This window comes from Granulicatella sp. HMSC30F09, assembly GCF_001806915.1.
Classification (GTDB): domain Bacteria; phylum Bacillota; class Bacilli; order Lactobacillales; family Aerococcaceae; genus Granulicatella; species Granulicatella adiacens.
This window is the reverse complement of record NZ_KV786436.1, coordinates 57,833-71,727: the sequence shown is the minus strand read 5'-3', so window position 1 is coordinate 71,727 and position 13,895 is coordinate 57,833. Positions and strand designations below refer to the sequence as shown.

The following is a 13,895-nucleotide window of genomic DNA, read 5'->3' as shown; positions in this document are numbered from 1 at the left end:
CTATTTCTAAAATTAATCTTATTCTCACTAGGAATCACGTTTTCAACGTTCGGATATCTCATCGTGTTCAAAAGGCAGTATGGGCTCATCAATGATTTCAAAGCACGGAAGAAGGCGGGGAGCCAAAAGGATGCAGATGCGATTCGAGTTGGGCAAGTTGAGTTAATCCTAGGGATTGGATTGCTTGTACTATTTGTGTTATTAATGATATTTACGTAGAGGAATACTATAGAAAGTGAGTTTGGCAGTGAAGGAATTAGCATTAACATTAGAAGATACGCAGTGGGAGAAGACAACGATTACGCATGATCGAAAAATCGTGCGAGCAATCGTGATAGACAAAGAGGGATATTTTTACTTCGTGCGGGTACACCGCGATGATATCTTCGGGACTGGCGTTTTTATTGAAACAGCTGGAGGGGGCGTGGAAGAAGGGGAGTCAACAGAAGAAGCCATCCACCGGGAACTAAAGGAAGAACTGGGTGTTAAGGTAGAGGTCCTTTGTAAAATTGGTCTAGTCAGCGACTACTATAATCAGATTCACCGTCATAATTTAAATCATTACTATCTTTGCCAGATCAAGTCTTTCGGAGAAACCGAGATGACTCCGGAAGAACAAGAGGAATTTCAATTGTCGACATTAAAGATGACTTATGAAGAGGCTGTTTCTGAGTATCAAAAGTGTGCTTCTAAACCATGGGGAGCGCTTCTTGCAAACCGTGAATTACCGGTTCTTGAATGGGCGAAAGAGTGGTTAATTAGCGTAAAATAAAATGAAAAGAAGAAAAAGTAATCATAGTAGGGGAAGCCTATTCATGGTTACTTTTTTTATCGAATATTTTCTTAATAAAATCACAAATTCAACTTGTAACTACCAGTTGGTTTTGCTATATTAAAGGTGCATATAAATCGGTAAACAATAAGGTTAGGGATTGTTTTAGGTTTTGTTGCAAACGCTTACTAAAAATAAAACGAAAGGAAGTCGAAAATCTTATGGGTAAGAGATTTTTTGATAAAAAATGTAAGTACAGTATTCGCAAATTTTCAGTAGGAGTCGCTTCAGTAATGATTGGGGCTACTTTTTTTGCATCTCCGGTTGCTTTAGCAGCAGAGGTAGAAGGGGAACCAAGCACCGAAAATGGGGCTATTAGTGAGGCGCCTTCCTTAAAGCAATTGCCGGATGAAGTATTAAAGGCGATTGAAAAAGCAGAAAAAGAAGGGCAAGCAAACAAAGCTGAAGAGGAAGCTTCCGCTACTCCAAAAGAAGGAGCAGCCGCATCTGAGACTGGGGAAAATCAACCTTCAAAAGAAGAAACAGCTAAGCCAACTGAAGCAGAAGTGACAACCGTTGCAACGCAGGCAAAACCAACTGAAGAGACAACTGCTACAGAAGCTCCAACAACAACGACACCGAATACAGCAACAGAAGCAACAACGAAGCCACGTGAAGTAAATGGAACGGTGGAGAAAGCCGACCAATTTACAGCAGATAAGCCAGCAACGAGAGAAGAAATTGACGCTGCGAAAAAAGAAGTGACGAAAAAGGAATATACCGTTTTCCCAACACCACAAAAGGTCACCTATGGAGAAGGGGTAACTGCACTAGAAGGGAAAGTAAATCTGGTATTTAGCGATAGTTTAGATATCTATACACGTAATCGTGCGAAAGAGATTTTACAAGCGAATCAAGTTTCTTATACAACAAGTGCAAAAGAAGCAGAAGGCGCTACGAATATCTTCCTAGGGGTTCATGGGGAATCTTCACTAGCTGAAAAAGAAGTTCAAGATGTTTCGAAAGATTTATACAATAAAATTGACGCCTATGTTTTACAAGTCAAAAACAATAAAATATCCATTGTCGGAAAAGACACAGACGCGGTGTTCTTTGGCCTTACAACCTTGAAACATATGCTCAAAGATTCACCAACTCCTGTTCTTCATGATGTGACGGTAGAAGACTATGCCGAAGTGAAGAATCGTGGGTTTATAGAAGGATATTATGGCAATCCTTGGACGAAGGAAAACCGCGAAGATTTAATGAAATATGGTGGCGAATTAAAATTAACGCAATACTACTTTGCGCCAAAAGACGATCCATATCACAACAAAAAGTGGCGTGACTTATACCCAGAGGAAAAACTCGCAGAAATTCGTGACTTAGCTCGTGTCGGAAATGAAACGAAGACACGCTATGTATGGACGATCCATCCATTCATGCATAACAAAATGCGCTTTGAAAACGACGAGAAATACAAAGAAGATCTTTCTGTCATCAAAAATAAATTTACACAATTACTCGATGCAGGCGTTCGTGAATTTGGGGTGCTTGCCGATGATGCTGCTTGGCCAGTCGGTGGATACAATAGCTATATCCGTTTAATGCGTGATTTGACAGATTGGTTAACGGAAAAACAAAAAACATATAGCGGTCTTCGTAAAGATATGATTTTTGTACCTGCTTGGTATATGGGACAAGGGACAGAAGATGAACTTCGCACACTTAACGAACATCTTCCAGAAACAGTCCATTTAACGTTGACAGGGGGGAAAGTATGGGGAGCTGTGGACCAAACCTTCTTAACAAACTTGAAACGAAATTTGACAGAAGGTGGAAAGAAATATCGTCCAATTCACTTCTGGATTAACTGGCCATGTAATGACAATACAAAACAACACTTAATTCTTGGTGGCGGAGAAAAATTCTTGCATCCAAATGTTGATTTGTCGCTTTCGAATGGAATTATGCTGAATCCAATGCAACAATCAGAAGCTTCCAAAGTAGCGCTTTTTGACATGGCTCAATATGGCTGGAAGCAATGGAGAAGTGCACAAGAAGCAGAACAAATTAATGACACCGCCTTTAACTATGTGGTCAATGGTAATTTTAAAGACAGTGAAGTTTCTAAAGCCTTCCGAGAACTTGGAAAACATATGCGAAACCAAAACAGACCTCCTCATGTTACAAAATTAGAAGAGTCAGTAGAGCTTGCACCTAAATTGACCGCCTTTTATAACAAATTGAAGTCAGATCAAAACTTAGATGCAGAAAGAAAAGAATTAAAAGAAATTTTTGCCCAATTGAAAGCTGACGCGATTCTTCTAAAAGAAAAAGGGGATAAGAAACTCATTCACCAAATTCACTATTGGTTGGACAATACAGTAGACCAAATGAATGCGCTCGAAGCCCTCTTAACGGCAACAGAAGGACTGGCAGAAAAGAATGATGCGAAAGTGTGGGATAACTACTACGCAGGATTGAAGCATTATGACCAATCCATTAGTTATGCATTCTTCTATGTAGATCACTATGAACGTGCTGAATTTGGAGTTCAACATATTCGTCCGTTTATTAATAATCTAAAAGAATATTTAGCAACGCATATTCAGACGATGCTTCGCCCAGATAAACTGGTAACTACATTTATTACAAACCGTGCAGGTGCTGAAGGTGGACTAGCTGAAGTCACAGACGGGGACTACGATACACATGTAATCGTGAAGACGACAACCGTAATTGAACGAGATGACTATGTGGGATTACGTTTCAACAAAGCGATTAAGATTCATACGCTCGGATTTGCCACAGGAACCAAGACGGCCGATAACTACACATTCGGTAATGCCGTTGTTGAATATCAAAATGAGCAAGGGGATTGGGTAGCGCTCACGACTCCCGCCTATACAGGTAGAGAGCGTACCCTTGAATTCAATAATCTGGATATTACTGCACAAGCCGTTCGAATGCGTGCAACTGCTAAAAAGGATAATGCTTGGCTTGCCATGCGCGAAATTGCTGTCAATAGACCATTAGAAACGGGCAGCAAGAAGGTAAAAGCAAACATCACCTTAAGTGCTAATCTAGTGTATAAATATGGAACTAGTGTCGTTCAAATGCAAGATGGAAATGCGACAACAGAATCTATGATGGCACATGCAAACCAAACCAATGTCACCCCAGAAAATGCTTGGGTACAAATGGATTTAGGGGCAGCAAAAGCTATTAAACGAGTACACCTTGTTCAAGGAGAACGCGACAAAATAGCAGTGGGTGTCATCGAATATTCGACAGACGGAACTAATTGGACGACGCTTCAAACATTAGCTGGAGAAAGAACGAGTGATATTATCAAAGAATTTACAGCACAATTTGTGCGTGTTCGCAATACACAAACCTTGAATAAATGGTGGAGAATCGCAGATTTCACGGTAGATGTTTTTACTCCAAATACAGACTTGACAGTTACAAGTGTGGATAGCTTGAAGGAAACGCCAGTCGCTGATAGCCGTGGACGTTATGAAATGACATTACCTCAAGGAACCAATATTCCAACAAATGGATATCTTGGAATGAAATTAGACCGCCTACATGAAGCTTCTTCGATTACTCTGGAAGATGCAGGAGAAACAGGATTAACACTAGAGTACTCTGCCAATGAAGTCGAATGGTATCGTGCAGACGAATTGCCAGAACATACCTTCGTTCGTTATGTTCGTCTCGTGAATAAGACGGATAAAGACCAAGCGCTTCCTGCTGGTAAGTTAATTGTGAAGACAAAAGAAGTGGAACCAACAGAACTTCAATCAACCACAATGGGCATCCACCAATATTATGGAGCAAATGATGTTCGTCGCATTCACAATATAGGTCAATTATTTGATGGAGATTACAACAATTTCGTTGAGTTTTCCGATTATCAACGTAAAAATGGTGAAATCGTGATGAAACTCGGTACCACTCGTCAAGTGAAGAAGATTCGTGCATACATCCAAGATGCGGAACGGAATTATTTACGAGATGGTAAGATTCAAGTCAGTGAAGACGGTAAGAACTGGACCGATGTGGTTACAGTGGGTGACGGGGTCGAAAATGAAATTCGTGATAACTCTCTAACGGATGGTTGGACACATGATGCGGCTAAACCTGGAAACCGTTATATTGAAGGGGTTCTAGATAAACCAGTTACTGCTAAGTTTATGCGTGTGCTCTTTACAGCGGATTATAATGCACGTTTCTTAGGCTTTAGCGAAATCGAAATCAATGATGGTGAGTTTATCAATCCTGAAAATAATCCTACAGTGACAGGAAGTGGAACAGAAGACAAAGATAACTTGAAGAAACATTTAACGGATGGAAATGTATTAACTAGTTATGCGACAACAGAGAATAAGGGAGAATTGGTTTACCACTTATCAGAAGAAACGGCTGTAAATCATGTTCGTTTAATTGCAGATGTCCCAGAAGGAACCACTGTAAAAGTCAAAGTGCGTACATTGAATGAAGCCGGAGAGTCTGTATGGAAAGAACTGGGTAAAGTAAAATCTAGCTTCCAAACATTTGCACTTCCAGGAGAAAATCCACGAATTCTTGATGTAAAAGTTTCTTGGGAAGGTGGACCTGCAGAGTTCTACGAATTATCAACCTTTACTAAAGAAGTCACTCCAGATGAAATTCAACAGCCTGAACCAGACAAACCAGTAACGCCACTAACGCCAATTGATTCAACTGTCGCTAAACGAGAGTTGAAAGACGAGGCTACAGGTGTGATGATTTCGGGGTCAACTACCGCCTTAGAACCAGTGAAAGACTTAGCAGTTCAAAAAGTTCTTGATCAAACATTGGATGGCAAAAAATATGATGCGTATGATATTCGTTTAGGAGGAAAGGCAGGTGGCTTTGTTCAGCCAAATGGAACAGTTGCTGTGACGGTTCCAGTGAAAGCTGATGCTGAAGTAGAAACGATTTACTACATTACTCCTGAAAAACGATTGGAAGCTCTAGCATTTACTCAAAAAGATGGAAAAGTAACCTTTAATACGACTCACTTCAGTGTTTACGCAGTTGTGTATAAAGGAGCCGTGGCTGTAGCGAATCCAACAACGCCTACAACACCGACGAGTCCAACATCGCCAGTAACGCCGGGGACTCCTACAACTCCTTCTACACCTCCAGCTGTAGCTTTCGGAGAACCAGGTAGAACGACTCCAGCAGGTGAAAAGCCAGTTGCTAAACCTGAAACCGTCAATGGAGCTGTGGCAAATCAGCTTCCAGCTACTGGAACAAGTGATGCAAACACTTCTCTCTTTGTCGCAAGTTTAGCGCTTGCCCTTGGAACATTGTTCTATAAAAAAGGAAAAGAAGAAGCGTAATCTTAAAAAGTAAGACAGTAAGAGAAAGACCTAGCTGAAAAAGCTAGGTCTTTTCATATAGATTCAGAAAACATCTTCGCAAGGTATATTTTGTAATGGGATAACTCAAAAATAAGTCAAAACCACTATTGTATTCGAGTTGAGGGAGGTCTATACTGAAACTAATTAGGGTTTTTTTAATAAAGTATATTAGGGGGAATTAGGGTGAAAATTCGTTCGAATTGGAAATTGGGGTTATTGATTCTGGCTGGTGTTTCTTTAGCAGCATGTGGGGGGCATAAAGAAGATGCGAAGTCAACGACAGAGACGGTAGTGAAAGTGACAACAGTTGAAACTACGACAGTGGCACCTGCTAAATTACCAGATTCTTTGCTTCCTTTTAAGAAAGAGAAACAATTGGTATTGGGAGAACTGGATAAACTGGAGCGTTCTACGTCAGCGCATATTCAACTGAATATTAAAGATAAGCCAAAAGCTAAGAGAGAACCAAAAATTAGTGTGGATCCAGTTGGTTGGCATAATTATAAGATGCTGATTGATGATTCAGGAAGTGGGAAAGAAGCGTGGCTCATGAACCGTGGTCACTTAGTAGGGTATCAATTTAGCGGTCTTGATAACGAGTTACGTAATTTAACACCAATGACAGCCTTATTAAATACGGGAAGCCTGTCGGACACGGATTCCGCAAATCAAACTGCAATGTTATTCTATGAGAATAGTCTTGCGGATTGGATTAATGCGCATCCGAATGATTGGTTAGATTATAAAGTGACGCCAATCTATCAAGGGGATGAATTGATTCCACGTCAAGTTGAATTGCAGTATGCGGGAATAAAAAGTGATGGAACTTTGATGAAGATTTCTTTTGGGACAAAACAAGAGAAAACAGATGAAGATGGTGTAACTCATGTAATTCTAGAGAATACATCACCAAATGCCAAAATTGACTATGCGACGGGGAATGCGGAACCATTATTTGCTAAGAAGAAAGTTGAAACTACTGTTGCTCAGACTGAAGTGGTGACTGAAACGACGGTAAATCAAGAAGAGTATATTACAGTCTATGTAGCTAAAAAAGGGAAGTCAGATGTTTATTGGTACTATAAGGAAAACATGCCAGCAAACACAAACAAAAGGAATGTTGTAGAAATGACAGAGGCAGAAGCAAAACGCCAGGGGAAAGTTCATACGTCTAAAGAAAAGAGATACAGACCATAAGTATAATGAGCGCCACACAAATTGAGTGGCGCTCATTTCATTTAATCTTCCTTCACTAAATACCCTAATTTATCGAGGGCATCTTCGATATAGTCGAGGTCTTGTTGGTTTTCAGCCTCAACTAGATGATAATGTACGCCGTCTGTTAAGGATGACAGAGGGCGGAAGTCTTCTTGATGGATTTGTTCCAAGAAGTGTTGGACGTCGCGGCGACAGGTCAGTTTCACAAGAGTCTGAATTTCACCATAGACTGGATGGTCGATTTGAATATTTTGGACACGACCTCCATTATCGACGATCGCTAGAAGTTCACTTTCGATAGCCTCGGTATCGTGTTTGACCTTGAAGAGGCGATGAACGTACGGCGAGCTCTCTTGTTCCTTGTAGACATATCCGCGGTTCGTCGATAGAATCGTGACCCCATCAGCGCGGAGAAGCGCGATGTCTTGAACGATAATTTGTCGGGTAACGTGGAAATGTTCCGCTAAGCTTTGCCCATTGAGTGGTTTTGGAGCTTCTTTCAAGAGCTTTAATAACTCAGATTTTCTTTCTTTTGGCATAGTAGACCTCTTTTAGCGTCTTTTTTGTAAAACTTTATACACCACTAGTGCTAATTCATAGTCTACCATACTGTGAATCACTGTACCAAATCCGACTAAGACGAAGAGGACGTAAAACATGCTTTGAAGATCTGTCCCTGAAACCGAGTAGAAGAGCACACAAGCTAATACTTCACCGACTGCGTGAATAAGCGCAAGGACGAAGTTGAAAATCCATGATGCTTTACGGTTTTCAAGCGTCTTTGGATGCTTTTGTAAGAAAAAGGCCCCAAGTGTCGCAAAGAGAATATGTGACAATGCACGGAAGACAATCACAAGCGGATAAGCGCCAGAGATAAAGAACCCGTATGAGGATCCAAGAACGACAAAGATGGCCATCCAAGGATTTATAAACATTGCAATAAAAATCGCAACGTGACTTCCGAGGGTATATGAAGCTGGTGGAATCACCAATTTCAGTGGCATCGCGATAGGAATAAAAATAGCAATCGCGGTTAATAGTGCGGTAAGTGTCATAAAACGAACATTTTTCATCAGAATAAAACTCCTTTTTATTTACTGTATATACAGTAGTATAGTTCTGTGTATACAATAAATCAATAGGGAAAGTGATTTTTTCGCTTATATTTTGCCCATAATCCGCTGAATTCTATAAAAAGTATCTGCATACAAAGAAAATTATATTCAATAGTACCGCTTTATGTTTGGACACAATTCTATAAAAGACCATCTTCCAGTGATTTCTTGAAAAAAACAGCGTGGTACTATACTATTATAAGGTAGAAATTCAAAGAGCAAGGAGCTTATTATGAAACAAAAATTCGGAATTATTTTAGCTGCGGGTAAAGGAACTCGTATGAAATCTTCCCTTTACAAAGTAATGCATCCCGTTTGCGGAAAACCCATGGTAGAGCACGTTGTAGACCAAGTTGAAAAAACTGGAGCTACTGAAATCGTAGCGATTGTTGGACATGGTGCTGAAATGGTGCAAAACCACCTTGGAGACCGCGTTTCTTATGCCGTCCAAGCAGAACAATTAGGAACTGGGCATGCGGTGTTACAAGCAGAATCTCTCTTACAAGGAAAAGAAGGAACAACCATCGTTATCTGTGGAGACACTCCATTATTAACAAGCGAAACTCTTTCAGCGTTAATGCAGGAGCATGAACGTACAGGCGCGAAAGCAACAATCCTTACAGCCATTGCCCAAGATCCAACTGGATACGGGCGTGTCATTCGTGACGCTGACGGTTCTGTTCTAAAAAACGTAGAACAAAAAGACGCAACTCCTGAAGAACAACAAGTCAAAGAAATCAATACAGGGACTTACTGCTTTGATAATGTAGCTCTTTTCAGTGCTTTACACGAAGTTGGGAACGACAACGCTCAAGGCGAGTACTACTTACCAGATGTATTAGAAATCTTGAAGAAACGTGGAGAAGTCGTTTCTGCGTACCCAATGAAAGATTTCGACGAAGGAATGGGCGTCAACGACCGTGTAGCTCTTTCAAAAGCGGAGAAATATATGCGCAACCGTATTAACGAAGAACATATGCGTAATGGGGTTACTTTAATTGACCCAGAAGCAACGTATATCGAATCAACCGTTCAAATCGGTGCGGACACTGTGATTGAACCAGGCGTTGTCTTAAAAGGCAAAACAGTCATTGGTTCAAACTGCTTCATCGGAGCACATAGTGTAGTTCGTGATAGCATTCTTGAAGACGGCGTTCGTCTGGTGGCAGCGAACATCGAAGAATCTCATATGAAAGTTGATAGCAATGCTGGTCCATTTGCACACTTACGTCCAAATTCTGTATTAGGCGAACGTGTTCATGTGGGGAACTTTGTGGAAGTGAAGAACTCAACGCTTGGTGCAGATACGAAAGTAGGGCACTTAACGTATGTCGGAGATGCAGATCTTGGAAAAGACATCAATGTCGGTTGTGGAACAGTGTTTGTAAATTACGACGGAAAAAATAAACATCGTGCAAAAATTGGAGACCACGTATTCATTGGATGTAATGCGAATATTGTAGCTCCTGTAACGGTTGGAGATGATGTGTTCATTGCTGCGGGTTCAACCATTACCCAAGATGTCCCAAGTGGAGCATTAGCCATTGCTCGTAGTCGTCAAGTGAACAAAGAGGATTACGCTTCAAAATTACCATCAGGAAAAAAAGATTAAAATTTTTTTTGAAAAAGTTTATCAAAATTATTCAAAAATTAGGCAAAAAACTGTATTATAGAACTATAAAATAAACTTCGGGGGTTATCATTGTGGAACATTATTCCGATCCTAATTTAAAAATATTCGCTTTAAGCTCAAATCGTCCTTTAGCAGAAAAAATCGCTGAAGAAGTAGGTTTAGAACTTGGTAAAGTGTCTGTGACACAATTCAGTGATGGAGAAATTAAAATCAACATCGATGAAAGTGTTCGTGGATGCCATGTTTACATCGTTCAATCAACTTCTTATCCAGTAAATGATAACTTAATGGAATTATTAATTATGGTAGATGCTTTGCGTCGTGCAAGTGCAAAAACAATTAATATTGTAATTCCTTACTATGGATATGCTCGTCAAGACCGTAAAGCACAATCTCGTGAACCAATTACCGCAAAATTAGTTGCAAACATGATTACTCAAGCCGGTGCAGACCGTGTGTTAACACTTGATTTACACGCTGCTCAAATTCAAGGGTTCTTCGATATTCCAGTGGATCACTTATTAGGAGCTCCACTACTTGCGAACCATTTCTTAGAAAATAACTTTAAAGACAAAGATATCGTTGTTGTTTCTCCTGACCACGGTGGGGTAACTCGTGCTCGTAAAATGGCTGAGTTCTTACACGCACCTATCGCGATTGTGGATAAACGTCGTCCAAAAGCAAACGTGGCAGAAGTGATGAATATCATCGGGGAAGTCAAAGGGAAAGTTGCCGTATTAATCGACGATATGATTGATACAGCTGGAACCATTACTCTTGCAGCACAAGCCATCAAAGATGCAGGTGCGGAAGAAGTATACGCTTGCTGTACACACGCCGTATTATCTGGGCCAGCGCTAGATCGTATTAACGACTCAGTGATTAAAGAAGTAGTCGTAACAGACTCAATCGAAGTTCCTGAAGAAAAAACAGGTGGCAAGATTGTTCAAATCAGTGTGGACCAATTAATGGCGGAAGCGATTCGTCGTATTCACGAAAACCGTTCAGTGAGTCCGTTGTTTATTGAGAAATTTACTATTTTAGATTAATAAAGAATTTTTAAAATAAATGAGCCGAGGCTTTGGTCTCGGCTCGTTTTTCTATATACTGAACCAAAGGAGGCTATAATGGAGAAAGAAAAAAGAAACCGTTCAGGATGGATATTTTTAATTTCTTTTATAGGGTTGATTCTGACGATGGTATTTTTACATGAAAAGAATCCAAATATTCCTTACTTTGAAGGGAAGAGTCTTATTGAAAATGCTATTCTATTCTTTTTTGCATTAGGGACTCTTGGAGGAGGTTTTTTGATGGGTATAGATTATTGGAAATCAACTCTAAACAATGTAGCCATTCTCAAAGACTTCAAAAAAACGCCTGAAGTGCTCGAAGAATATTATCAAGTAAAAGCAAAAGCCGTTTTTAAAGTAGGGATTTCGATAGGAATCGCATCTCTAATGGTAGGAATCTTATCACATTTTATTCCTGAGTTATTCGGTATTGCGGAAGCGACTTTATTATTTGGGTTAGTTATCTGTTTGTTATCTCTAGTCCCTAAATCGCTAGCAAAACAAATTTTAAAACAAAGTCACAAGTAGTGTTGAGGTGATATTGAATGGATAGGAAGAGAAGAAATGCTTGGAGACTGTTTCTGATAGGAATGGCACCTCAAGTGCTTACTTATATTATGGTTTTATTACCTCATTATGAGTATGGTGGAGGATATGGGACAGCGATTATTGTGTTCATCCTATTCCCTATCGGATTGATGTTAGTAGGCATTAGTTTCTTACAGTTTTTAAGGAGTTCAATTGCTGAAAAATCATTAAAACACACAGGTTGGATAATGTTATTTATTCTTCTCTGGATTACTTTTGTTATTTTAAATGTATGCGGCATTATTCAGTTACCGTCAAATACAATACCAATGAAGTAAGGAAAAGCAAATTATGGAAATTGAAAAATTAAAGAAGACAGCAAATAACTTGATGTGGTTTGGGTTATTAACACAATGGATTCTGTTATTTTCCCCTATTACGAGGAGAGTTGGCATGGGAATTGGAATGGGGCTCATTTTATTAGTCTTACCATTTTTAATTCTAAGCGTTATTCTCAGTCTTTTATTGTTCTTGTACATTTCGTATGAAGAAAAATCGTTTAAAAATACGTGGGGACAACTACTCATTATGAGCTTGTGGTTAGGGTATGAAGCATTACTTTACACACAAGCCATCGGGTAAAAACAGGAAAAATCTTTTATAATCCAACAATAGAATCATGAGAAGATGATAGGGGTGTTACGTAAGTGGGCTAATGGATTTATGTGGACAGCGTGGGGGTTCGTATTTATTACAATGTTGCTTATGGTTTCATTTGTGATAACTTCTAACAATGAATTAAGTGTGATGACGCTGGGGTTAATCATTGCGGGGATCTTCTTTTTGATTAGCTTTCTTTTGTTTTCGTGGATTACGATTCAGAAAAAATCATTTGAGGAAACAGGATGGCAATTAGCTTTGACTGGAGGATTTCTCCTCGCCTATGTACTCGTTCTAATAAAAATCATTCTTTAAGAGGAAACAAATAGCGATGACTATCGGCGGAATCTTCTGGATGGGGATGAATTATTGGAGAAAAACGCATCAGGAACTTGTGAAGTTGCAATATACATCGGTTATACCTGAAACGATTGAAGATTATTACAGAGCAATTGCAAAGGCTGTTCGTAAGGTCGGTGTTTCTGTCGTTATTTTTGCATTCATGCTCGGTGTGTTTTCGCAGTTCAATAGCGTTTTTGAAGTGATTGGGTTGGTGGTGTTCTTATTTGGAATTGCCATTTGTTTCTTGTCGCTAGCTCCAAAATCGCTTGCCAAACAAATTCAGAAACAAACTATTCGATAATGTTGGAGGTTTTGAATGAAACTAGAGAAAACAAAGAATATCGCAGAAGTCTTGATGTGGATCGGGTTAGTGCCACAATGGATTTTCATGACCAGTCGTGGCGTTCCAGGAGGGCTATTGATTGCCATCTTCATTATGCCGATTTTCATGATCATGACGTTTGTGAGTTTCTTGATGTATGTTTTAATTGCGGTAGAAGAAAAATCGGTTAAAGACACTTGGTGGCAGCTACTGCTCACAGGCGCTTGGAGTACCTTTTTGGTATTGTTATTCACGGGAGTAATTAGATTTTGATAAAAAAGGTTTAGGAGAAAGAGATTTAAGGAAGCACGACTTTTCGAAAAACAACCAGGGTTAGTAAAAATGCATAAAGTCGCTACTGTCTTGATGTGGATTTCATGGGTCCTAGTTTTCTTTGCGATGTTAGCGATGGGAAACTATTTTTTACCAGATGGTCGAATGCTCCTTTTTATACTGTATATTCTAGCAGTGGCGGCAGTGGGGTTCCTTCTCAGTTTCTCATTGTTTAGTTGGATTTCGTTTAAACTAAAAACACTGAACGAAACGGGATGGCAGTTACTCTTAACGGGTGAATTCCTCATTACGTACTTGCTGCTTTCGATGAGACTCTTTTTTTAAGAGGAAACAAATGCAAGATGGCGCGGGTTATGGTACAATAATCCGGCAAGAAATAAGTGAACATAGCGCACGAGTCGCACTCACTATGGGTGATGCAGCTCGTGTTTTTAGATGGATAGTGGTAATCGTAAGGGATGTTCTTGTTAATCAGTGGCTTTTTTACGATTATCACTATAAATACGTAACGAAGATTTGTTAAGATGCAAGTCTGATTGAAAAAG

Annotated in this window: 15 protein-coding genes and 2 pseudogenes; 15 read left to right on the top strand and 2 right to left on the bottom strand. The window is 39.7% G+C overall.

The genetic code is table 11. From position 1 onward, the window contains the following. The first annotated feature begins 63 nt into the window (after positions 1-63). The 6 genes and pseudogenes from HMPREF3103_RS08645 (at position 64) to HMPREF3103_RS08630 (ending at position 7,365) form a co-directional block, all read left to right on the top strand. Positions 64-219 (top strand): hypothetical protein, encoded by a 156-nt coding sequence (locus tag HMPREF3103_RS08645; protein WP_246826971.1) that lies wholly within the window; start codon positions 64-66, stop codon positions 217-219. Between the two features lie 28 nt (positions 220-247). After that, the gene (locus HMPREF3103_RS08640; RefSeq protein WP_049554982.1) at positions 248-772 is read left to right on the top strand and encodes an NUDIX domain-containing protein; all 525 of its coding nucleotides are present in this window, start codon (positions 248-250) and stop codon (positions 770-772) included. Positions 773-993: 221 nt separating this feature from the next. Further along, positions 994-1,101: pseudogene (locus tag HMPREF3103_RS09705) on the top strand (YSIRK-type signal peptide-containing protein); the annotation flags it as partial. Positions 1,102-1,362: 261 nt separating this feature from the next. Continuing rightward, a pseudogene (locus HMPREF3103_RS08635) lies at positions 1,363-5,487 on the top strand (beta-N-acetylglucosaminidase domain-containing protein); the annotation flags it as partial. A 57-nt stretch (positions 5,488-5,544) separates the two neighbouring features. Next, complete coding sequence (locus HMPREF3103_RS09645) at positions 5,545-6,147, top strand: LPXTG cell wall anchor domain-containing protein (protein WP_246826976.1); 603 nt, start codon at positions 5,545-5,547, stop codon at positions 6,145-6,147. Positions 6,148-6,351: 204 nt separating this feature from the next. Beyond that, positions 6,352-7,365, top strand: coding sequence for a DNA/RNA non-specific endonuclease (locus tag HMPREF3103_RS08630; RefSeq protein ID WP_070439266.1), 1,014 nt, complete (start codon positions 6,352-6,354; stop codon positions 7,363-7,365). A gap of 41 nt (positions 7,366-7,406) precedes the next feature. On the opposite strand, the gene HMPREF3103_RS08625 is transcribed toward HMPREF3103_RS08630, so the two are convergent. Together HMPREF3103_RS08625 and HMPREF3103_RS08620 are read right to left on the bottom strand one after the other, a co-directional pair. Continuing rightward, positions 7,407-7,925 (bottom strand): transcription repressor NadR, encoded by a 519-nt coding sequence (locus HMPREF3103_RS08625; protein WP_049554935.1) that lies wholly within the window; start codon positions 7,923-7,925, stop codon positions 7,407-7,409. A 12-nt stretch (positions 7,926-7,937) separates the two neighbouring features. Then, positions 7,938-8,459 (bottom strand): hypothetical protein, encoded by a 522-nt coding sequence (locus tag HMPREF3103_RS08620; protein ID WP_005607549.1) that lies wholly within the window; start codon positions 8,457-8,459, stop codon positions 7,938-7,940. 274 nt (positions 8,460-8,733) lie between these two features. On the opposite strand from HMPREF3103_RS08620, the gene glmU reads away from it, so the two are divergent. From glmU to HMPREF3103_RS08575, 9 genes are all read left to right on the top strand, one after another. After that, positions 8,734-10,113: a bifunctional UDP-N-acetylglucosamine diphosphorylase/glucosamine-1-phosphate N-acetyltransferase GlmU gene (gene glmU / locus HMPREF3103_RS08615; protein ID WP_070439263.1), complete on the top strand. Its 1,380-nt coding sequence runs from the start codon at positions 8,734-8,736 to the stop codon at positions 10,111-10,113. A gap of 89 nt (positions 10,114-10,202) precedes the next feature. Then, on the top strand, positions 10,203-11,183 hold the full coding sequence (locus HMPREF3103_RS08610) for a ribose-phosphate diphosphokinase (protein ID WP_168132866.1): 981 nt from the start codon (positions 10,203-10,205) through the stop codon (positions 11,181-11,183). A 78-nt stretch (positions 11,184-11,261) separates the two neighbouring features. Beyond that, positions 11,262-11,732, top strand: coding sequence for a hypothetical protein (locus HMPREF3103_RS08605; protein WP_070439257.1), 471 nt, complete (start codon positions 11,262-11,264; stop codon positions 11,730-11,732). Between the two features lie 17 nt (positions 11,733-11,749). Beyond that, positions 11,750-12,070, top strand: coding sequence for a hypothetical protein (locus HMPREF3103_RS08600; protein ID WP_070439254.1), 321 nt, complete (start codon positions 11,750-11,752; stop codon positions 12,068-12,070). Positions 12,071-12,083: 13 nt separating this feature from the next. Further along, a complete protein-coding gene (locus HMPREF3103_RS08595; protein ID WP_005607532.1) occupies positions 12,084-12,374 on the top strand; it encodes a hypothetical protein in 291 nt (96 codons plus the stop codon). A 54-nt stretch (positions 12,375-12,428) separates the two neighbouring features. Beyond that, on the top strand, positions 12,429-12,707 hold the full coding sequence (locus tag HMPREF3103_RS08590; protein ID WP_070439251.1) for a hypothetical protein: 279 nt from the start codon (positions 12,429-12,431) through the stop codon (positions 12,705-12,707). A gap of 16 nt (positions 12,708-12,723) precedes the next feature. After that, positions 12,724-13,035 carry a hypothetical protein gene (locus HMPREF3103_RS08585; RefSeq protein WP_070439248.1) on the top strand — a complete coding sequence of 104 codons (312 nt, stop codon included), beginning with the start codon at positions 12,724-12,726 and terminating at the stop codon, positions 13,033-13,035. Positions 13,036-13,050: 15 nt separating this feature from the next. Then, the gene (locus HMPREF3103_RS08580) at positions 13,051-13,329 is read left to right on the top strand and encodes a hypothetical protein (protein WP_070439244.1); all 279 of its coding nucleotides are present in this window, start codon (positions 13,051-13,053) and stop codon (positions 13,327-13,329) included. A 69-nt stretch (positions 13,330-13,398) separates the two neighbouring features. Then, positions 13,399-13,674 carry a hypothetical protein gene (locus HMPREF3103_RS08575; protein ID WP_070439241.1) on the top strand — a complete coding sequence of 92 codons (276 nt, stop codon included), beginning with the start codon at positions 13,399-13,401 and terminating at the stop codon, positions 13,672-13,674. Positions 13,675-13,895: the final 221 nt, after the last annotated feature.